At 65.4% G+C, this 21,888-nt stretch carries 14 protein-coding genes and 1 pseudogene; 10 read left to right on the top strand and 5 right to left on the bottom strand.

Annotation, left to right across the window (positions count from 1 at the left end; genetic code table 11):
* Positions 1–33: 33 nt before the first annotated feature.
* The 4 genes from VGN72_17275 to VGN72_17260 all read right to left on the bottom strand — a co-directional run bounded on the left by VGN72_17275 (position 34) and on the right by VGN72_17260 (position 7,794).
* Positions 34–2,109 carry a TonB-dependent receptor gene (locus VGN72_17275; protein ID HEV7301121.1) on the bottom strand — a complete coding sequence of 692 codons (2,076 nt, stop codon included), beginning with the start codon at positions 2,107–2,109 and terminating at the stop codon, positions 34–36.
* Between the two features lie 135 nt (positions 2,110–2,244).
* Positions 2,245–4,866: an EAL domain-containing protein gene (locus tag VGN72_17270; protein HEV7301120.1), complete on the bottom strand. Its 2,622-nt coding sequence runs from the start codon at positions 4,864–4,866 to the stop codon at positions 2,245–2,247.
* Entirely contained in the window at positions 4,859–7,288 is a 2,430-nt protein-coding gene (locus VGN72_17265) for an ATP-binding protein (protein ID HEV7301119.1), read from the bottom strand. Before VGN72_17265 ends, VGN72_17270 begins: the two co-directional genes overlap by 8 nt.
* A complete protein-coding gene (locus VGN72_17260) occupies positions 7,285–7,794 on the bottom strand; it encodes a YfiR family protein (GenBank protein HEV7301118.1) in 510 nt (169 codons plus the stop codon). Before VGN72_17260 ends, VGN72_17265 begins: the two co-directional genes overlap by 4 nt.
* A 514-nt stretch (positions 7,795–8,308) precedes the next feature.
* Between VGN72_17260 and VGN72_17255 the strand changes: the two genes are divergently transcribed.
* The 10 genes and pseudogenes from VGN72_17255 to VGN72_17210 all read left to right on the top strand — a co-directional run bounded on the left by VGN72_17255 (position 8,309) and on the right by VGN72_17210 (position 20,187).
* Complete coding sequence (locus VGN72_17255) at positions 8,309–9,088, top strand: LacI family DNA-binding transcriptional regulator (protein HEV7301117.1); 780 nt, start codon at positions 8,309–8,311, stop codon at positions 9,086–9,088.
* A pseudogene (locus VGN72_17250) lies at positions 9,007–9,249 on the top strand (substrate-binding domain-containing protein). The gene VGN72_17255 and the pseudogene VGN72_17250 overlap by 82 nt, the downstream one beginning before the upstream one ends.
* A gap of 148 nt (positions 9,250–9,397) precedes the next feature.
* A complete protein-coding gene (locus VGN72_17245) occupies positions 9,398–10,885 on the top strand; it encodes an autotransporter-associated beta strand repeat-containing protein (protein HEV7301116.1) in 1,488 nt (495 codons plus the stop codon).
* Between the two features lie 180 nt (positions 10,886–11,065).
* Positions 11,066–11,881 carry a type II secretion system protein gene (locus VGN72_17240; GenBank protein HEV7301115.1) on the top strand — a complete coding sequence of 272 codons (816 nt, stop codon included), beginning with the start codon at positions 11,066–11,068 and terminating at the stop codon, positions 11,879–11,881.
* A 31-nt stretch (positions 11,882–11,912) separates the two neighbouring features.
* Complete coding sequence (locus VGN72_17235) at positions 11,913–13,634, top strand: calcineurin-like phosphoesterase C-terminal domain-containing protein (protein HEV7301114.1); 1,722 nt, start codon at positions 11,913–11,915, stop codon at positions 13,632–13,634.
* Positions 13,635–13,912: 278 nt separating this feature from the next.
* Complete coding sequence (locus tag VGN72_17230) at positions 13,913–15,469, top strand: cellulase family glycosylhydrolase (GenBank protein ID HEV7301113.1); 1,557 nt, start codon at positions 13,913–13,915, stop codon at positions 15,467–15,469.
* 199 nt (positions 15,470–15,668) lie between these two features.
* On the top strand, positions 15,669–16,820 hold the full coding sequence (locus VGN72_17225; GenBank protein HEV7301112.1) for an FtsX-like permease family protein: 1,152 nt from the start codon (positions 15,669–15,671) through the stop codon (positions 16,818–16,820).
* A gap of 54 nt (positions 16,821–16,874) precedes the next feature.
* On the top strand, positions 16,875–18,038 hold the full coding sequence (locus VGN72_17220; protein HEV7301111.1) for an ABC transporter permease: 1,164 nt from the start codon (positions 16,875–16,877) through the stop codon (positions 18,036–18,038).
* Positions 18,039–18,110: 72 nt separating this feature from the next.
* A complete protein-coding gene (locus VGN72_17215; GenBank protein ID HEV7301110.1) occupies positions 18,111–19,469 on the top strand; it encodes an efflux RND transporter periplasmic adaptor subunit in 1,359 nt (452 codons plus the stop codon).
* The gene (locus VGN72_17210; protein HEV7301109.1) at positions 19,444–20,187 is read left to right on the top strand and encodes an ABC transporter ATP-binding protein; all 744 of its coding nucleotides are present in this window, start codon (positions 19,444–19,446) and stop codon (positions 20,185–20,187) included. The genes VGN72_17215 and VGN72_17210 overlap by 26 nt, the downstream gene beginning before the upstream one ends.
* Positions 20,188–20,279: 92 nt before the next feature.
* Here VGN72_17210 and VGN72_17205 read toward each other — a convergent pair whose 3' ends face one another.
* On the bottom strand, positions 20,280–21,866 hold the full coding sequence (locus VGN72_17205) for a sialate O-acetylesterase (protein HEV7301108.1): 1,587 nt from the start codon (positions 21,864–21,866) through the stop codon (positions 20,280–20,282).
* Between the last annotated feature and the right edge of the window lie 22 nt (positions 21,867–21,888).

The raw sequence follows: 21,888 nt of genomic DNA, 5'->3' as shown, positions 1-21,888 counted from the left end.
CGGGCCGACTTCTGGCGCTCGTGTATCCGCGGATTAGAACGCGTACGTCAGGCCGACCATGGCGCGAGTGCCGGGCCAGTTCAGGGTGGGCTGGGTGTGTTGGAAACTGTCGCCGTGGGGCAGTCGAGCGTCGTCGGCGAACAGGTTGTAGACGCCGGCTTGCAGCTCCAGCCCGCGGGTGCCGAGGAAGTCGCGTGAGGTGAGCACCACGTTGGTGACGTAGCTGGGGTCGGTCGATTCGCCGAGGTCGGACTCCATCGGGCCGACCAGTTGCGCGTCCACCGACAGGAACGTCTTCTTGCCGATCAGCGGGACGATGATCGCCGTGCCCACGATGTACCGCGGCGAGACGGCGAGGCGGTCACCGTCGTCATCGGTGGCATTGGTCAGGCTGGCGTGGGCGCGGAAGCTGCCGCCGGATTGCCATTGGCGTTGCAACTCGGCCTCCACGCCTCGGGCGCTCACGTCGCGCACGTTCTGCACCTGCGAGGTGCCGTCGGGGAAGATCACGCTGTCCATCGCGTCGGACATGTGCCAGAAGAAGCCACCCAGCGACGTGCGCCACCCGCTCTTTAACTGCCGTTCCCAAGCGAGTTCGTAGGTGTCGACGAGTTCCGGATCAAGGTCAGGGTTGGCCAGGTATGCGTCGGCCGAACTGTAGAACATCTCGTACAGGTTGGGCGAGCGAAACGCGCGGCCGTACATCAGCTTGATCGTGTCGTTCTTCGTCGCCGACACGATCGCGGCGGCCCGCGGGCTGAACATCGTGCCGACGTGCCGCACGTGGTCGACGCGGGCGCCGGCGACGAGCGTCACCCGCTCGGTCAGGTGCCAATTTCCCTCGGCGAACAACGCGACCGACGAGAACGGCTTATCGATGTCGATCGAGAATCCAGCATCGTCACGGTCCTGCTGTGACGTCTCCAGCGAGTGCGTCACCTCGCCGCCAGCCAGCAGGTGAAACTTCGGGTTGATCTGCCAGTCGTAGTGCGACTCCAACCCCAGCCAGTCGTTGTGCGCCTTCGTCAAGTAATTGTAATCGATGGCCGGCGACACCGCCGGATCGAGCGTGAAGCCAAGCGTCTGGCGGTACTGCGACCGGCCGTAATACGCCATCCCGTGAATGCTTCGCCCGGGCGCGATCTCGTGGTCGACGCGCAGCGTGACGTTCGTGCGCGACTCGTCCATCGTGCCGGGCTCGAAGAACGACGTGGCGTACGTCGCCGACCGGCTGTCGCGCTCGCGATCGGCGTGATCCACCATGGCCGTGAACTCGCCACGCTTGATCTTCAGATATCCGGTGACCGAGCGCTCGTCGTCCCAGCCTTCAACGTGGCCGAAGTTCAGCAGCGGGTCGCTGATGCCGTCGAAGTGGACGTCCTCGTCCCCGTCACTCGTGTAGCCGGCGATGCCGCCGCTGATGTCCCATCCACCGTCGGTCTTCAGGCCGTACAACGCCGACACGCGGGCCGTGTTCTCGGTGCCACCCTGGACGCGGATCAGGCCGCCGTTCAGGTCGGCGCCGTCCTTGGTGACGATGTTGACGACGCTGAACACGGCGTTGCTGCCGTACAGTGCCGATCCGGGACCGCGGACGATTTCGACGCGTTTGTACGCCTCGATGGGCAGGAGGAAGTCCTGGTCGAGGTGCGTTTGACCGTAGATGTTCTCGCGGGTCGGGCGGCCGTCGACCAGCACGAGCAATCGCGCGTTCCACTCGGCCGGCCGAAGCAGGCCGCGCACGCCGGCGAACCAGTTGAGGCCATCGGTGTGCAGGTAGAAGCTGCGCTGGTTCCGCAAGACCTCGGCGAGGTTGCGGTAGCCCATCAGGTTGATCTCGTCGGCCGTCACCACGCTCACCGATGCCGCGGCTTCCCGCTGCGACTGCGCCCGTTTGCCCGCGGCGACCACGACGGGCAGTTCCATCAGTTCTTCGATGCTCATCGAGGTCAAGTCGTCTGGCGATTGCGTCGCGTCGGGCATGTCCGCATCGGACTGTGCGAACGCCGGCGAACGATGCCCAAGCCCAACGAGCACGGCGACCGCAAGGAACCTCGCGATAATTCGGTGCTGCGTTCGGCTGCGGTTGGCAGATTTGGTTACCGTCATCATTCGCCGCCTGTTCGAAAACCGGAGTGCTTCTAATAGATTCATCGGTCGGAACGGATGTGTGATTTATGCCGGTTCGCCGGGATATACAGACATTCGTTTCGCCGGCCCGAACGGGCCTCGCCTCAACTCTCTTTAAGCCACGGCGGCGTCCTGCACGCGGCTGACGCGGCCGCGGCAAAGCAGGTCCCTCAATGGTTCTACTGGAATTGGTTTGCTGAAGAGGTACCCCTGCATCACGTCGCAGCCGAGCGACTTTAGCGTCGCGCGCTGCAATTCGGTTTCTACTCCTTCGGCGACCGTCGACAGGCCCAGGCTCCGCGCCAGTTCGATGATCGCCCGAGTGATCGTCGTGTCTTTACAGTCCGCGTCAGCCGAGCGCGACGTGCCGATCGCGGAGACGAACGTGCGATCGATCTTCAGCACGTCGATCGGCAGGCGATGCAGATAGGCGAGCGACGAATACCCGGTGCCGAAGTCGTCGATCGCGAGGCCGATGCCGATCGCACGCAGCTCGGTCAGCTTGGCAGCAGCGTCCTGCATGCTCCGCATCAGCGACGATTCGGTCACCTCGATCTTCAGCAAGCCTGCGTCGATCCCGAAGTCGCGCAGTGCCGCGTCGACTTGAGACGGGAACAATGGCTGCGCGAACTGCAACGCCGAAACGTTCACGGCGACCGGTACGCACGGCACGCCGGCCTGGGTCCAACGACGGCACTGTTCCAATGCCTCGCGTAGTACCCAATTGCCGATCGGGATGATCAGGCCGGTTTCCTCGGCGATCGGGATGAACCGGTTCGGCGGCACCATGCCGAGCCGCGGGTGCATCCAACGCACGAGCGCCTCCAGCCCAACGATGTTCCCCTGATGGTTCACCTGCGGTTGGTAGTGGAGCACCAGTTCGCCCGCGTCGATCGCGCGGGTCAGCCCGACCTCCATATCCCAACGATCGATGCCGCCGGCCATCATGCTGGGGACGAAGCATTGCACCCCGTCGCGGCCCGCACGCTTCACGGCGTACAGTGCGGCGTCGGCGCTCTTCTTCAACGTCGTCGAGTCGGACGCGTCGGTCGGCGCGGTCGCAAGGCCAATGCTGAGCGTCACGATCAACTCCTGGCCCAGCACGTCCAACGCGGTCTTGAATCGCGCGATGATCTGCCTGCACAACCGCTCGGCGGCCTCAGGGCCCCCGCTGTCGGTCAGGATCATCGCGAACTCGTCGCCGCCCATGCGGGCTAGCGTGTCGTTCGGCCCGACCATCGCTTGGACCCGCGTCGCCACCTGGCACAGCACTTGGTCGCCGACGTGGTGGCCGAGCGTGTCGTTGATCTGTTTGAACCGATCGACGTCGATGAACGCGACCGTAACTGAGCGGCCGACGCGCGCCGCCTCGACCAGCGCGCGCTGTAGCCGTTCCTCGAAGAGGACGCGGTTGGGCAGCCCGGTCAACGCGTCGTGTTGCGCGCGATGGGCGAGCTGCTCGGTCAACTGGTGGTGTTCGATCGTCAGCGCGGCCAACTTGCCGGCCATGCGCAGGAACGACGCCTGCACCGCGTCGGGTTGCGCGGGGTCCCGGTGATAGAGGCAGAACGCCCCGAGCACCTCGCGCCCCGTATCGATCAGCGACGCCCAGCAGGTCTCGAATCCCTCGGCCAGCAGTGCGTCGCGCGCGCCGTCCCACATCGGGTCGGTCGCGATGTCGCTGACGAACACGTCGCCAGACGCGTTGGCCACCGCGCTGCAGATGCGGGCGGCAAATGCGTAGGGCTGGGCGACGAACATCTTCTGGACGCTGGGGGGCAGGTGCTCGGTCGCATAGTGCAGCTGCCCGTCGAACAGCGCGATCGAACCGGCTACCGCGTTGTGCTTGACCTGCTCTGCTGCGCTGAGCAGGCAGCCCATCACGTCCTCGAACGAGCAGTTCTGCGCGACCCGTTCTAGCACCTCAATGCGACACTGCTCGATGCGCTCCTGGTGCTTGCGCGCCGTGATATCCCGGGCCGAGCCATGCACCTCGAACGTGCCGTCCTCGGCGCGCAGGTGCGGGCGGAACGTCGATTCGAGCCAGACGAACGCCCCGTCCTTCCGGCGGAAGCGAAACGTCGCGGTGGGGCGGCGGGTACCGTTCGCGCTCGAAGGCGGATCCGTGTGGCAGGTCGCAACGGCGTAGACGTCATCCACATGCACGTACTCGTACACGCGCCGGCCGATCATCTCGTCCGGCGCGTAGCCCAACACGGCCTCGCACGCGGGCGATACGTACAGATACGTGCCGTCCGCGTCGTGGCGAGAGATCACGTCCGACGAGTTCTCCGCCAGCACGCGGAACCGCGCCTCGCTCTCCTCCAGTACGGTCGCCTTTTGTGCCAGCAGCGCCAGCAGCTGTTGCGTTCGCAGCAGCACGCGCACCCGGGCGCGCAGCTCAGCGGGCTCGAACGGTTTAACGATGTAGTCGGCCGCCCCAAGATCCAGGCCGCGCAGCTTCTCCTCGCTGGTGGACGCGCCGGTGAGGAAGACGACGGGGACCTGCTGCGTCAACGGGTTTGCCTTCAGCTGCGCGCACAACTCGAACCCATTCGTGCCGGGCATGTCGACGTCAAGCAGGATCAGGTCCGGCTTGTGCTCGCGCGCAATCGCCTGGCCGGATGTTGCATCGTACGCGGCCAGCAGTTCGATCGGTTCGTCTATCAGCCAGACGCCGACGAGCTCATGCACGTCCGACGAGTCGTCGATGACCAGTAGCTTCTGATCAGGCATGGGCCTCCCTTGCGCAGACGTAACCGTCGACCATCCGGATCACCTCCACGAGGTGATCCACTTCCGCCCGTATCTCCTCAAGCGCCTGCTGGGCGACGACGGCCCGCTCCGCTTGGGCGGCCAACGCCGTGATCTTTGGAAAGCCGTAGCCGGTGCCGGCGCCCTTCAACTGGTGCAGCGTGCGTTTCAACTCGGCGAGGTTCCCGTCGGCGACCTGGCCCTGCAGCGTGCTCACCCGCGCCGGAAGCCGGCTGACGAACCCGGCGACAGCGGCGGCTAGCGCCTTGTTCTGACGATCGCTACCGTATGACGCCGCGTTCGGCGTGAGTACGGTCGTTTCACGTGCTTCAGGCGCGGCGGACGTATCGATCGTCGCGGATACAGGCGCCCGGCGATTCACTGCGGGTTCCGGGGGCTTGGTCAGATACGATTGGACCGTCCGCAGCAGCAGGCCGCGGTCGACCGGTTTTGTCAGGTAATCGGTGCAACCGGCGTCCAGGCAGCGCTTGCGATCGCCGGCCATGGCATGGGCGGTCAACGCGATAATCGGCAACGTGAACCCGCGCCGCCGTAGCTCGCTGGCGGCGCCGTAGCCGTCCAGCTCGGGCATCTGCATGTCCATCAGCACGACGTCGAACGCCCCGCTGCGAACCTTGTCGACGGCGATGCGCCCGTTCTCGGCGATCGTGACCTGGGCGCCGGCGGCCGACAGGTGCAGCGAGATCAACTGCTGGTTGTCGTACCCGTCCTCGGCAAGCAGGATCCGGCCCGACAGCGCGACCTCGTCGATGCTCGGCTCAATCGCTGGCGGCTGCAACGTGGATTCGGTCAGTCCGGTCAGCCATTCGACGCCGGCCAGCGGGCCCGTATCGATCTGCACCGAGAAGGTCGAACCCATTCCAGGTGCGGAGGTGACGGTGATGTCGCCGCCCATCAGTCGCGACAATCGCTGGCTGATGACGAGGCCCAGGCCGGTCCCACCGTACCGGCGCGTCATCGACTCGTCGGCCTGCGTGAACGGCCGGAACAGGCGACCGATCTGGTCGGGCGTCATGCCGATTCCGGTGTCGCTGATGTCGAAGATCGCCCGGCCGGTGGTGCCCGTGCGCTCGACGCGCACCTTGATCGTGACCTCGCCGGTCTCGGTGAACTTCACCGCGTTCCCGACGAGGTTCATCAGCACCTGCTTGAGGCGCAGCGGGTCGGAATGCACCGTGCGCGGTATCGGGCCATCGAAGTCGACCGCCATCGTCAGCTGCTTGGCCATCGCCTTCGGTCGCAGCATGCTGCTGACCTCGACCACGATGCCGGCCAGATCGCACGGGATGCTCTCGATCGTCATCTTCTCGGCCTCGATCTTGCTGATGTCGAGGATGTCGTTGATCAACTCCATCAGGTGGCGCGTGTTGCGGCGGATCACCTGCAGGCTGTTCACGCGGTCGCTGGTGGTCTGCGTGGGGGAGAGCATGAGGTCCGAGTAGCCCAGGATCGCCGTCATTGGCGTGCGGATCTCGTGGCTCATGTTGGCCAGGAACGCGGTCTTGGCCGCGTTGGATGCCTCGGCCTTGCGCGTGGCCTCGGTCAGCTCGGCGTTCGTTTTCGTCAGCTCGGCGGTGCGCGCCTCCACCTCGGCTTCAAGGCAACCGCGGTGCGTTTCCAGTTCCGCATCGCGATCCTGAATTTGCGAGAGCATCTCGTTAAAGCAATCGACGAGCATGCCGAGCTCGCCGGAGCCATTATCGTTGATGCGTGCGACGCGCACCGAGTAATCGCGGTCCACCGAGACGGAGCGGGCGGTCTCGGTGAGCGTGGAAATGGGACCGGAGATGGCGCGCTGCAGGCGCGCAACGACCAGGTAGGCGAACGCCATCGCGCCCGCCAGCACGGTCCCGCCCATCAGGGCTCCGTTGCGCAGGTGAGCGTGCAGTCCGCGAAGGTCGGCGCGAATGAGGACGCGGCCGATCTCCTTGCCGCCCAGTTCGATCGTCTGGCAGGTCAGCATGTAGCCCGGCCCGAATTCCACATCGCGCAGTGGTGGGGCGACAGGTGGTTCAGCAGTGTAGCCCGGGCGCGCGTACGTCGCCAGCACTTGGCCGTCGGCATTGTAGATCACGGCCAGCTCGACGCGCTCCTGCGGGGCAAGGGTCGCCAACGTGGCGGTGGCGGCCTCGGCATCGTGAAAGCTGATGGCGGCCGTGCAGTTGGCGCCGACGATCTGCGCCTCCAACACGACCTCGTTGCCCAGCGAACGGCGGATTTGCTGATAGTCGAACAACAGCGAGGCCGCGCACGCGATCGTCAGCGCGACACCCGTGCTGGTCATGCTGATCGCCACCAGCTTGCCGCGCAGCGTTTGCGGGCTGGCGCGCCGCCATAGTAGTGACAGTGTCGACGGTCGGGATGGGCGATTGGAGGCTGTCATCGTTTGAATATCCTGGCCAGCTTCATCAGCTTCGAACTGATCCGCAGGCGGGCGCGTTGCGCGGCCTCGGGGTTGATCTCGAAACGCACCTTTCCGTCCTCCATGTAGAAGCGGATGACGCCACCCTTCCACGGGAAGGAATTGCTCTCGCCCACCGTCAGGATCGGCCGGTCCCCGATTGCGGCAAATAATTCGTCGAGTGCGCCGCCCTGTGCCGCGGATACGAACAGCATGTGGGCGCTGGCGACCTCCGCCGTCGTGCTGAACTGATGGACCACCATCGGGTGTCCGCTGGCCGTCTTCCCCTGAACGGCGCGGTCCAGCGCGTCCTGGAACGGGTTGTCGCCGTAGACGCCAATGACGAACGGTGCCGTGTCGGACTCAAAGGCACCGGCGGGCCATTCAACGAATTGCGCGAAGTTGTAGAGAAATGCGGCCTTCAACGCGTATTCCCGGTTTGCCTCTCCTGCCTCCAGCACGCCCGGGCGCAACGCGACCGTCAGCATGGCCAGCAGAAAGGTGAACAACCGCTTCCGATTCATTTACATATCCCTGCCCGCCCCAAGGTGGCACCATCCACCGCTAGTGGACTGAGGCGGCGCGCCCGGCGTGACGTGAATGCCAGTGCGCTGCATCCTCTTTTGACGACTGAGCCGACAATGCCGTTGGCGACGTCTGGGCCGTTACATATCGGCAAGCGCTAGTTCGAAAATCACCGCCACCCCATTTTTGTCTTCGACAAAGCTGCGTCTGATAAGAACCGAGGCAATGGATCAGAGATTGCCACCAAAATAGAGAGTTGCGGTTCGCTTCCAGTTCAGTCGTGAAGTTCGGACGTGCTTTGGTGCTTGCCACCACCAGTGGTCTGTGGCGGATACACCTAAAGTCGCAACATTTATCCAGCAACATGCTTAAATTGGGTGCCAAAGTTGCGCAACTTATTCGACGCAAACATGAACGGCGCGCGAGATTAGCAGACTCGCCATCGGTGCCTGACATTTCAAACGTAATTTCCCGCCCATGCGATCGACAGCGGGACGATTCCAAGACATCGCGGCGGCATTGAACCTGTCCAAGGGCACCGTCTCCCGCGCCCTGAGTGGCCGTGGTGATATTGCGCAACAAACGCGTTCGCGCGTGCTGGAAGTTGCGGGCTCGCTCAACTACGCACCCCGACGTCGGCGCTCGCGCGGTGGTGCAGCCTCAACGGTGTCGCTTGACCGCGTTGGACTGGTGCTCGGCAACCCGTGCGTGGACCTCAACGGCGTGCCGGATCCCAGCTACGTCGGCTTTCACGTCCTTACGAACCTCGAGCGCGTCGCCAACGATGCCGGCGTGGGGCTGATGGTGTCGTTCGTCGATGCGTCATCACCGGCGTTGCGTCTCGACCACCTGCGCGTGCTTCGCACGCGCGATAACGATGCGGCGATCCTCGTTTACCCCTTCCCTGATGCAATCGTGGAACGGCTTGCGTCGGTGATGCCTGTGGTTTCGCTCGAGGTTCTCTACCCGAACTCGCCCGAGGTGGACGTGATCGGCCCGACGCACGCGCTGGACGCCATGCGCGCGGTCGACCACCTGCACCGCCTGGGCCACCGCCGCATTGCGTACGTCGGCGATGAACTTGCGACCGGCCACAGGGTCACGCAGGGCCTGCGGCACGCGGGGTACGTGAGCGGGCTGGCGCGCCTGGGCATGCCGTACCGCGTCGCGACCGACGTGTCAACGTTGGCGACGGTCGAACGGTCGAAAAGAACGATCTACCGGCGGCGGTCGCCGCGCTGGTTGCCGACGGGGTGACGGCGGTCATCACGTCGATCGACCGGCACGGTTACCTGCTCTGGAACGACCTGCCGGCCCGGCACGGGCTGCGCGTACCGCAGGACGTGTCGCTGATCGGCATCGGCGGCATCCCCCGCGCCGAGGGTCAACCGCACCTCACGACCTTCCGCTGTGACTAACCCTCCATCGCCGCCGCCGCGCTCGACGCGGCCCGCTCGCGTCGCGCGGGGCGGTCCGGCAACGGCCTGTATCAGGAACTACCCAGCATCTTTGTTCAGGGCAGCAGCGCATCGGCGCCGCGCGCCCGTTAACACCGGAGAGAAGACCATGCTCGATCATCACCACCGTTCAGCCATCGTTCGCCGCGCCACCGCCGCCGCCATCGTCGTGCTCGGCCTGGGCTCGCAAGCCTCCGCCGACACCTTCACCTGGACCGGCGCCGCCGGCGACGGAGTCTGGAGCACCGGCGCCAGCCAGGCGAACTGGGCCGGGGGCGTTTACACGCCGGGCAACGGCGGGGCGCACCAGTTCAACCTCGTCGATCCCGGGTACGACGCGGCCATCTCGACCATAGCGATCAAGAATGGTCACAACCCCAACGCGTCCAACCTCAACTTGAACGGCAACATCGCCGGCCCGCTGAACATCGTGATCGATGGCACGAGCGGGGGTCGCCTGGACTTCAACGCGGTCACCAACGGTGCTGAGACGCTGTCGATGTCGTCGGGCAGCCACACGATCAGCGCGATCAACGGCGGGGCGATCGAGCTGCAGGCCAACGATGAGCACACCTGGCGCATCAGCGGGTCGGGCGTGCTGGCGGTCGAAGCGCCGATCCAGGGCAGCGGTGTACGCAGGGCCATCACTAAGCGTGGTGGTGGCACGCTGCGGCTGCTCGCCGACAACACGTTCAGCGGCCAGCTCGTGGCCGCCGACGGTACGATCGAGCTGGCGTCGCTGCGCAACATCGGTCTGGCCAGCGCGGCTGGCACGGGCGCACGTTTTGGCCAGATTCAGGTCAGCCGCACGACCAGCGCATCGCACCTGAACGGCGCGCTGGTCTACACCGGTGGCACCACCACGACCGACCAGCGCATCATCCTCGGCCGCGACGTCCGCGAGACGCCCGGTGAGTCGGACCGGGCCCGCCTGCGCAACGACAACGCCACCAGCACGCTGACGCTGACCGGCGGCATCGTCGCCAACGAGGGCGGTCAGCCCACGCACAACATGGACCTGGAGATCGGCGGCAGCGGCAACATCAACGTCGATGCCAACGACCCGAACGCAGCGTTCTACGCGGGCGTCAACGTCGGCGGCATCTACGGTGGGATCAACCTCGTCAAGGTTGGCGACGGCGCCGTCCGGATCAACACCAACAGCATCTGGCGCGGTTCGACGACCGTCACCGCAGGCACGCTGCTCGTCAACGCGAACCATCCCATCCCGAACCCCACGGGCTACACCGTGGAGACCGGCGGCACGCTCGGTGGCACCGGCGCGATCGCGGCGCCGATCACGATTGCCGCCGGCGCCAACCTGCGCCCCGGTGACGGTGGTGGCACGCTCGACGTGGCGTCCGTTCTCTTGGACGGCGTCTTCAAGGTCGACCTGCTGTCCTCCTTCACGTTCGGCCAACTCCATAGCACCGGTTCGGTAGCGCTCGGCGAGACGGCATCGCTCGTGATCGCCAGCGCCGGGTCGCTGCTGGTCGGCGACGCGTTCACGATCATCGACACGCCCAACCTGCTCACGGGCACGTTCGCCGGATTGGCCGACGGGGCGACGTTCACGTCGGGCCTCAACACCTACTAGATCGGCTACGGCGGTGGCGACGTCACGCTAACCGTCGTCGATGTGGCGACCGTGCCCGAGCCGGCCACGGTCGGACTGGCGTCGCTAGCGGCGCTGGGCCTGCTGGGCCGTCGTCGGCGTCAGGCGGACCGGTGATTAGGAGCCAATAGATCCAACTTCGTTCGAACAGAGAAAAATAGAATGTATTCACCCAACGTCTTCTTCAGCCGTCGCTCATCGAACGGCTTCACGCTCGTCGAGCTGCTCGTCGTCATCGGGATCATCGCCGCCCTGATCTCGCTGCTGATGCCCGCCTTGTCGTCGGCGCGGCGGCAGGCCAACCAGGTCCACTGCGCGTCAAACCTTCGGCAGGTTGGCATGGTCAACCAGATGTACGCCGACATGCACAAGGGGTACGTCCCGATCGGATCGCGCTCGCAGAACAAACAGTCGAACTACTGGTTCGACGCCGGTGAAGGCGAACTGAATCACTTCGGGTTCTACTATCAGGCCGGGCTGCTGAAGGGCACGCCACCGACGGCCTTTTGCCCGACGCAGTCGGACCCGCTGCACGCGTTCAACACGCCCAGCAACTCGTGGCCACCGCGGACGACGAACGCGTCGCGCGAGCGGGCGGGGTACTCGATGCGGGCCGACTTCCGCATTCAGTGGGTGCCCAACGGGTTCCTGCCGAGCGGCTTCCCAGCGTACAGGCTGCAGGTGCACCGGTTCACCGCGTCGTTCCCGGCAACGTTCGAACCCGTCGCCGGCATGCCGAAGATGCGCGACTTCCGCGGCAAGGCGATCATGTCCGACCTGATCCGCACCGCGGCCCACCTGAAGTATCACGGCCACGGGACGGGCTACAACTACATGCGCGACGACGGTTCGGTCCACTTCATCCGCAAGGAGAAGATCACCGCACCGCTTAACCTGCTGTCGGCCACGGATGATGAGTTCGTGACCATGAACAACGTTGCGATCGACCAGGTCTGGGCCGCGTTCGACCGCGACTGATTCACGTGACGCAAGCCGACCGGAGATGCCCATGAACGCTCCCCTTTCCCGCCGTCAGTTGCTCGGCCGGTCGCTCGGCGCCGGTGCGGGCGTCCTGTTCCTGCCCGCGCTGGGCGCGCTGGCCCAGGCAGCCGAATCGATGACCGGCGCGCCGGCCGCCGAGGAGGTCGCCACTGGCTACGTCTTCGACGACCGCGGGTCGACCGGGGTGCGCAGCGACGGCAGCCCGGGCATCGAGGGCGTGCTGGTATCGAACGGCCGCTCGGTCGTCCGGACAGATCGCGATGGCAGGTACCGCATTGGCGTGCGTGACGGTGACGTGCTGTTCGTCGTCAAGCCGGCGCACTGGGCGACGCCGCTCTCCGAGTACAACCTGCCGAAGTTCTATTACTTCCACCGACCCACCGGCTCGCCGCAGTGGCGCGCCCCCGACGCGCCGGCGACGCTCGATCCGACCTACTACTACGCGGGAACCGACGCCACGGGCCCGTTGCCGGCGTCGATCGACTTCCCGTTGCGCAAGCACGCAGAGCCCGACGAGTTCAAGGTGGTCGTGTTTGGTGACACGCAGGTGTCGCACGACAGGCAAGTCGAATGGATGTCGCGCGACACGATCGCGGAGCTGGTCGGCACAAATGGCGTGGCGTTCGGCATCTCACTCGGCGATCTCGTGAACGTGGGGCTGCTGCACATGTACCAGCCGCTGAACGAGATGCAGGCCAAGACGGGGTTCCCCTGGTACGTCATCCCGGGCAACCACGACCAGAACATCATGGTGCCCGACGACTCGCTGGCCGATGAGCAGTTCCGCACCACGTACGGCCCGACCACCTACGCGTTCGACTACGGCCCGGCGAGCTTCCTGATGCTCGAGAACATCATGCGCCGCCCCGTGCAGGGGTACAACACCAGCGAGGATGGCCAGACGTCGACCCCGATGGGTGACAACTACGGTTGCGGGCTGACGGACGACCAGTGGGCGTTCGTCGAGTCGTACCTTGCAGCTGTGCCGTTAGACCGACCGCTGTTTATCGCCATGCACATTCCGATCACGGGCGAGAACGACGACGAAAAGGCGTTTTGCAAGCGGTTGATGGGGTTGCTGAGCGGCCGCAGATGTACCCTGTCGATGTCTGGGCACACGCACCGCCAGCGGCACACGTTTCATGGCGAAGAATCGGGCTTCAGCGGGCCCGGGCAGCACCATCACTTCAACAGCATCTGCGTGCGCGGCGAAGGGTACCGCGGGATGTTCGACGAACTGCGCATCCCGACGTGCCAGTCGGTCTGCGGCACGCCGAACGGATACTCGTTCCTATTCATCAACAAGGACGGCTATTCGATTCGTTACAAAGGCTCGCGCGAGCGGGCCGACTATCAGATGAACATCTTCGTCTCGCCGCGCATTCGCACGAAGGACCTGGGGCGCCAGCTCGTGCGCGCCAACGTCTTCGCGGGCTCGGAACGGTCCACGGTGCGGATGCGCGTCAACGGTGGTTCTTGGCTGCCGATGGACCTGACGCCCGAGCAGGACCCCTCGATGAAATGGGTGCTGGAGTCGCAGGTCAAACCCGAATCGTGGCTCCGCAGCAAGTACCGGCTGGAAGCGAACGACCTGCCGTTGTCGTACCACATCTGGCAGGCGCCGCTGCCCACGGAGATCGCGGTGGGCACGCACACGCTGGAGGTCGAATCGACCGACATGTTCGGGCAATCCGACCGCGGCGTCACGCTGTTCCGAGTCACGGCGTAGCAAGCCGACGCGAACCAGCACAGCGATGCGGCAGGGGCCTCAGGTCCGTGTCAGCCAGTCGCGGTAGATGCTCGGATCCGGTCCGCCTGGCGACGGGCGGGGATGCGTAGGCAGCGTCACGGGGGCCATTCCATTACCTCACCGCCATAGTCAGCGGGTGACGGGGAGACGGCCAAAACCTCATCACCAGCGACTTGCCGTCAATCGCATTCTCAGGCAATGTTTCATTTCTCATTCAAAGGACTCGACACTTGGACAATGAGTGTTCCCTCAACGTCATGCGATTGGATTTCCTCATCATTCTGCTGGCCGTCCTTGTGATGCCGAGGATGGCCGGGGCGGCGGAGGATTATCTGCGGTTGAATTTTGAGGGAGAACTGCCGACAGCCACCAACCTGAACGGGGCCGAACTCACGGACTCGCCGCAGCGGGGTCGGGTGCTGCATGCGCGCGTGCGGGCGAGCGAGCCGCTCGGCCGCACGGTGCTGATTCCGCTTCCGATCGAACGGCTGGCCGGCAAGAGCGTCTGGTTCGGTGCCGACGTTCGCATCGAGGGCGTCGCTGAGAAACCTCAGCCTTGGAACGGCGTTAAGGTGATGCTGGTGATCGAGACGCCGCATGGCAAGAACTATCCACAGCCGGAGGTGCCGACGGGTTCGTTGGAATGGGCGCGCTACTCCAGCGTCACCAACGTGCCACACGAGGCGACGGCGGTGACGCTGGTTCTCGGGCTGGAAGCGGTCACGGGTGACGTCTGGTTCGACAACGTCTACGTGACGCACCGCAAGGACCTGACACGCGCGCCTGCCGGCGATCAAAACCAACCGATCTTTCGCGGCCACGACCTGCCGCGCCTGCGCGGCGCCATGGCCGGCAACCGCCTGACCGAGGCGGACATCGCGCACTTCGCGCGTGAGTGGAACGGCAACCTGCTCCGCTGGCAGTTGTTCGAGGCCGGTAAGGGGGACCGGCCGCTGGACCAGTACGACGCGTGGCTGGAGACGGAACTGGCGTACTTCGACCAAGTGCTGAACTGGTGCCGAAAGCATGGGGTCCTGATCGCGCTCGACCTGCACTCGCCACCGGGCGGCGAGGCGTTTGAGGCCGGCTACATCACCGGCCGCGGCGACATCTTCCGCAAGCCCGAGGCGCAGGCGAAGTTCGTCGAGGTCTGGCGGCGCATCGCGGAGCGCTACAAGGGCAACGACGTGATCTGGGGCTTCGATCTCATGAACGAGCCGGACGACACGATGCTCGCCGAGGGGTGTCTCGATTGGCAACAACTGGCCGAGCGCGCCGGGCGAGCGATTCGGGAGGTGGACCCCGCGAGAACGCTCGTCATCGAGCCCAGCCCCGGTGGCGGCCCGGCCGAGTTCGCGCAGTTTCAGCCGCTCGACCTGCCGCGATGCGTCTACAGCTTCCACGTCTATCGGCCGCACGAGTTCACGCACCAGGGCATCCAAGGCCACCCGGCGGCGATCGAGTATCCTGGCACAATCAACGGCCAGCGGTGGGACAAAGCCGCGCTCCGCGCCCACCTCGCGCCTGCCATCGAGTTCGCCAATCGCTACCGCGTGCACATGTTCGTCGGCGAGTTCTCCGCGATTCGCACCGCGCCCGACGGCTCGGCCGCCCGCTACCTGGCCGACGTGACGGCGCTGCTGGAGGAACTGGGTTACGACTGGACGTACCACGCCTACCGGGAATGGCACGGCTGGTCGCTCGAGCATGAGGGCCCGCTTAACGCGCCTCGCAAGGCCGCTGGGCCAACCGACCGACAGCGCGTCATCACCCGCTGGCTTGAGCAGAACGAATTGTTCAACGCAGCTCGCTGACCGGATCTCCGGATTCGCCGACGTGCATTGGCTATGATGAGATAAAGTTGTGCCTGCGGCGCAGTTCACCCAGTACGGGGGAGGGAAGTTCTTGTCCGCATCCAGCTGTAAGCTCGTGTCCGCTGTTGAGGTGTTTCAGTGGCCGCCATAGGATGGTTCCGCGTAGGTGGCCGAATCTGTCAGTTGCAAGAACGTGGCTATGTTCAAGCTTGTCCCACTGATCTTCCGCAATGTGCTTCGTAGCCGCCGGCGAAGCCTGTTGACGTTGGCCAGCACGGCCATCTCGCTCGGGTTGCTCGCGTTGATGCTGGCGATCTACCAGGGGTTCTTCCACGCGGAAGACTCGTCACCTTCCGAGGCGTTGCGGCTCGTCTGCCGGCATCGCGTGTCGCTGACGCAGACGCTGCCGGCCAGCTATCAGCAGCGCATCCTCGCGATCGAGGGGGTCGCCGACGCCACGGCATGGTCGTGGTTTCAGGGGACCTATATTGAGCCGCAGAACTTCTTCGCCCGGTTCGCGGTTGATCCCGATCGCGTGTTCAACATTCGACAGGACTGGATCATCTCCGACGAACAGCGGACGGCATTCCAGCGCGAGCGGACGGCGTGCGCGATCGGTGAGGCGATTGCGGAGAAGTACGACATCGAGCTGGGCGACCGGATGACGATCGTCGGCGACATCTACGACGTCACGCTTGAATTGACGGTCGCTGCCATCTTCAGGCATCCGCCGAATACCGAATCGTTGGTGTTCCATCGCGAGTACCTGACGGAACTGCTGCCTCAGGCCGCGGCGTCGCGCGACGAGGTGGGAACGTACCTGATTCTGGCCGACTCGCCCGCGGCCGTGCCGCGGGTCGCGCGGGCGATCGACACCATGTTCGACAACTCGCCGTATCCCACGCGCACGGAGTCGGAAAAGGAGTTCGGCCGGTCGTTTTTGGCCTTTTTAGGGAACATTAAGCTATTTCTGGCCGCCATCTGCGGCGCGCTGACCTTCACGATCCTGCTCGTCTCGGCCAACACCGTCGCGATGGCCGTGCGCGAGCGCACGCGCGAGATGGCAGTGCTGCGGACATTGGGATACACGCCTGGCGAGATCCTGTTGCTTGTGCTGGGCGAGGCGATGCTGATCAGCATCGTCGGCGGCGCTTTGGGCGTGGCGCTGGGCGCGGGATTGGCAGCGCTCATCGCCAGCGGCTCGGGCGGGTTTCCGCTGCCGGGGGTAAAGTGGCAGGCGGCAACGGTCGTGATCACGCTGGCCGCGATCATCGGCGTGCTGGCCGCCCTGGTGCCGGCAGTTCTGGCGTCGCGGAAAAACATCGTGGAATCGTTGCGGTTCTCTGGCTAGCGAACGCAATACCTTCACCCCTGCGATGGCACCGTTGATCGAGCACTGGAACACATGGGCGTACCCGTCACCTACAACCTCCGGAACCTCGTCGAGCGCAAGGGCACGACGCTGATGACCGCGCTGGGCATTGCGCTGACCGTCGCCGTGCTGGTTACCGCGATCGCGCTCACGGCTGGCCTGAACAACGTCTTCGCGGCCAGTGGGGACGAGCGCCAGGCCCTCGTGCTGCGCAAGGGGGTCGACGCGGAGCTGAGCTCGACCGTGTCCGGCGAGGCGTATCAGATCATCCGCAGACTGCCCGGCATCGCGACCGACGCCAACGGCGAACCGATGGTGTCGCCCGAGGGTCTTGCCGTCGTGAACCTGCCGAGCGTTGACTCGCCGGCAGGCATGAACGTCAGCGTGCGGGGGCTGCTGCCAATCGGACTGGCGATGCGCACGGTTAACATCGTCGAGGGCAAGATGTTCGAGCCTGGCCTGCGGCAGGTGGTGGTCGGCGAATCGATCGCCAGCCGGTATCCGGACGCACGGCTGGGCAAGCAGGTTCGGTTTGGCCGCGGCACGTGGGAAGTGGTCGGCGTCTTCAGCGCCGGTGGGTCGGCGGCCAACAGTGAAATCTGGACGGACCTCAACCAGCTGCGCGGCGACTTCGAGCAGCAGGGCGGCAGCAGCTCGTTGCTCGTGCGCGTCGACAGCGCCGCAGCCATTGCCACGCTCAAGCCGATCATCGACGACGACCAGCGCTTGCGCGTCCAACTGATGCCGGAGAAGGAGTACTACCAGCGGATGACGCAGTCGGGCATGCCCCTGCAGGCCCTGGGGTTCTCGGTGGCCGTCATCATGGCCATCGGCAGCGCCTTTGCCGCCACCAACACCATGTACGCAGCCGTCGCACGGCGATCGCGCGAGATCGGCACGTTGCGCGCGCTCGGCTTTGGCCGCTGGGCGATTTTGCGATCGTTCATGCTCGAGTCGATCTGCCTGTCGTTGGTCGGCGGCGCGCTGGGCGTGCTGATGGCATTGCCGGTGAACGGCTTCACGACGGGCATCGGTAACTTCCAGACGTTCAGCGAGGTCGCGTTCAAGTTCGAAGTGGGGCCGTCGGCCATCCTGTGGGGCATGGTGTTCGCGGCCCTTATCGGCGCGTTGGGTGGTTTCCTGCCGGCGTGGGCGGCGTCGCGGAAGAACGTGATCGCGGCCATGCGCGAACCGTGACTCGTGCGTTTCGCGTCCAACCGTTTGCTTGCAAAACTCCTTCCCGAACCGACATTGGTCCCAACAGGCGACATGGAAAGCGAACTGCACAAGCTCCGGATCGACAAGTCCGACAAGGCCCGCCGCGATGAGCGGCTTTTGTGGCCGTGGGTGGTCGTCGGCTTGGTCGCTCTGCTGATCGGCTTAGCCGCGTTCATGTACGGGGTCGGCGGGACGGCACACAGGGTCGACACGATCCGCGTTCGGGTGCCCGAAGGCCTGGTGACCGAGGCCGACCTGGTCCAGCTGAACGCCACCGGTTACGTGACGGCGGCCCACAAGATCGAACTGGCCAGCAAGGTCGTCGGCCGCGTGGCGTGGGTGGGTGTGGAGATGGGCGACAAGGTCAAGAAGGACCAGGTCCTCGTTCGCCTGGAGGACGACGAATATAAAGCGCGCGTTGCGCAGGCGCAGGGGCAACTTGATAGCGAGCGTGCCAAGCTGGCCGAACTGAAGAACGGTTCGCGGCCGGAAGAGGTCCTGCAGGCCGAGGCCCAGGTGAACGAAGCGAAGGCCGAACTGACTAACGCGCAGGTCAACTTCCGGCGATTGAAGGAACTCGAGGGCGGGCGGTCGGTATCGCAGCAGCAGATCGACGACGCCGAGGCGCTCGTCCGCTCGCGGACGGCGCGCGTCGAATCCGTGCAGCAGGCGTACGGATTGGTAAAGGCGGGCCCGCGACAGGAACGGATCGATGCGCAGGCGGCCATCGTGCGGCAACTGGAAGGCGGCCTCGCGCTGGCGATGGTCGAGTTGAACAACACCGTCATCCGCTCGCAGATCGACGCGACGATCTTGGGGCGCAACGTCGAGGTGGGCGAGTTCGTGACGACCGGCTTCGTTGGCGACAATGGCGCGAAGGGCTTCGTGGTCTCGCTGGCCGACCTGAACAACCTGCGGGTGGAACTGGACGTCAGCCAGAACGACTTTGCGAAGGTGTTGCCCGCGCAACCCTGCTGGATCGTCACCGACGCCTACCCGGACCGCCGGTACGAGGGCGTCGTGGACCTCATCTCGCCGGAGGCGAACCGTCAGAAGGCGACGGTGCAGGTTCGCGTGAAGGTGTTAAACCCGGACGAACTGCTGAAGCCGGACATGAACGCGACCGTGTCGTTCCTGTCGCCGCGCACGCTCGCGGCGACGCGCGCCGTTGCAACGCAGCCCGCGGGCGAACGGCCGGCGATTCGCGTGCCGAAGGACGCGGTTCGTGATAACGCCGTGTTCTTGATCGAGGGCGGCAAAGCCGTGCGCCGCACGGTCACGGTCGGCAACACGTCGGCCAGCGGTGAAGTCGAGATTCGCAAGGGCCTCATCGGCGGTGAAGACGTGGTCGTTCGCCCGCCCGATACGCTGAAGGAGGGCGACGATGTCCGAGTTAACAACGGCAACTAACGTGACCCCCATGGCCCCAAGCGAGCCCATCGTTCAAGGCATTGGTCTGACCAAGGAATTCGTGCGCGGCCAATCGACCGTCACCGCCTTGGACAACGTCGACGTGACCGTTCGCCGCGGCGAGTTCGTTGCCCTTATGGGCCCGTCGGGCTCTGGCAAGAGCACGCTGCTCCACCTGATCGCCGGCATGGATAAGCCCACCAACGGGCGCCTCGTCGTGCTGGACGAGGAACCCGCGACGCTCTCGGAGCGCAACATCGCCCGCTGGCGTAACAACCACCTGGGTTTCATTTTTCAGGCGTTCAATCTGATCCCGGTGCTTACCGCACTGGAAAATGTCGAGCTTCCGCTGAAATTAACCTCGCTCTCGCGCAGCCGCCGGCGAGAGAACGCGACCACGGCGCTCAACCTCGTCGGCCTGGGTGATCGCCTCGACCATTTCCCGCGGCAGCTCTCCGGTGGACAGGAACAGCGCGTGGCGATCGCGCGGGCGATCGTGACCGACCCGGACATCATTTTAGCCGACGAGCCGACCGGTAACCTCGACGCCGCCAGCGCAGCCGACGTGCTGGCGCTGATGCAGCGGCTGAATCGCGAGTTCGGCAAGACCATCGTGATGGTCACGCACGACCCCCATTCCGCCGCTGCGGCGGGGCGGCTTATTCATCTTGATAAGGGCAAGTTCGTCGAGGCCGGCGCTGCAACGGCAACCGTCTGAACCAGCGTCGGCCAACAGCGATCGACTGTGCCGGGCACGGGCGATCGCGCGTTTCCGTCCGACGACGGTTGCTGACGCGACGGCGCCGCCGTTTACCAATCATCGGTTCGGAAGGGGCCAGCGGGCAGCACGGCAGCGTTGATCAGGTCGCCGATCGGGTTGCCGGCCCAGTTGTAGCGAACGGCCTGGGGCTCGGGCACGTCGTCATGCCAGACGATGACCTGGCTATCGCGGATCACCACATTGGCCCACACGAAGTTCTGATCGGAACCGGCGATCGCGAATCCGTTTGGGGCGCTCGCGTCGGTATTGCCGGCCAAGCCCTCGGCGAAGTCGAACGAGAGGATCAATCGGCTGCCCTCGCGCCGGTGGCTGCGGTAGGTCGGGCCTTGGCGAGCGGGGTTGGACTTGCCATACACGTCGTGCAGCACCAGCAGCGCGGCGCGGCGGGCGAACTCGTCTTTGTTGGTCGGATGAAGCGCCGCCCGCGACGAGCCACCGAGATCGATCGTGACGGGCATCGACATCGCCGGTAGCGCCGCCGACACACGGCGTTGCCCCTCGCGCACCCAGACGCCCCAGCCGACGTCGTCGGCCGGCGACTCCTGTGCTTTACCGTAGCTGGGCAGTTGCACGCACACGACGTGGAACGAATCGGCCCAGCGCGAGCGCCAATCGGTAATCAGCGTCTCCAGTTGTTGGCCGTACACGGTCGTGAACGGGCCGGACGCGTTGCGCTCGCCCTGGTACCACAGCGCACCGCGCAGCGTGTAGGGGATGACCGGCGCGATCATCGCGTTGAACAGCCCACCCGGCCCGTTGGCGGTCAGATTCTTGTAGTCGGCCTTCCGCGGGGCCTTGGGTTCGCGCCGGTTGGCCTTCACCGCTTCGGCCCGCGCGGTGTACCAAGCCGCCTTGGCGGCAACGGCATCGCGCTGCTCGGCAACGGGGTCGTACGACTCGAGGCGCTGGCGCCAGTCGACCAGCATCGGCTGCAGCACCGGCACGTCCCGCTGGGCCGACAGACTCGTCCACGCCTCGATCGTGGTGCCACCGACGGCCGTGTTGATCAGTCCCACCGGGGCGTTCAACTCGTCCTGCAAGTGCCGCGCGAAGAAGTAACCCATGGCCGTGAACTTCGCGGCGGTGGCGGGCGTGCAGACGATCCACCTGCCGGGCCGATCCGCCAGCGGCTGCGCGGGCGGCACGGCGGTGTCGCGCAGGCTAACCGGATCGTCGTGCACGAACATGCGAAGCGTCGGATGATCGGCCTTGGCGATGACGGCGTCAGCGTCGTCCACCTCGCCGTGCAGCCCCTTCAACTGCATGGCCATGTTCGATTGACCCGCGCACAGCCAGACCTCGCCGATCAGCACGTCGTTCACGGTCAGCGCGTTCGATCCCGCCACCTCCATCACGAACGGCCCACCCACCGGCAGTGGCGCCAGCGCGACCGACCACGTGCCGTCCGCCTTGGCGACGGTGGTCGCGGTCGCGCCGGCGATGGTCACCGTCACCGTCTCCCCTTCGCTGGCCCAGCCCCACATGTTCACCGCCTTGTCAGCCTGAAGCACGGCGTGATCGGAGAACATCGCCGGCAAACGCACGGCCGCGGTGGCGACGGTCGACGTGGCCGCCACGAGGGCGACCGTGATGCGAAGCAGGATTGAGTTCATCATGCGCTTCCAACTCACAAGAGAC

Source organism: Tepidisphaeraceae bacterium (assembly GCA_035998445.1).
In the GTDB taxonomy this organism is placed as follows: Bacteria; Planctomycetota; Phycisphaerae; order Tepidisphaerales; family Tepidisphaeraceae; genus DASYHQ01.
The sequence above is the reverse complement of the archived record's forward strand: the minus strand, read 5'-3'. Positions and strand labels throughout refer to the sequence as shown.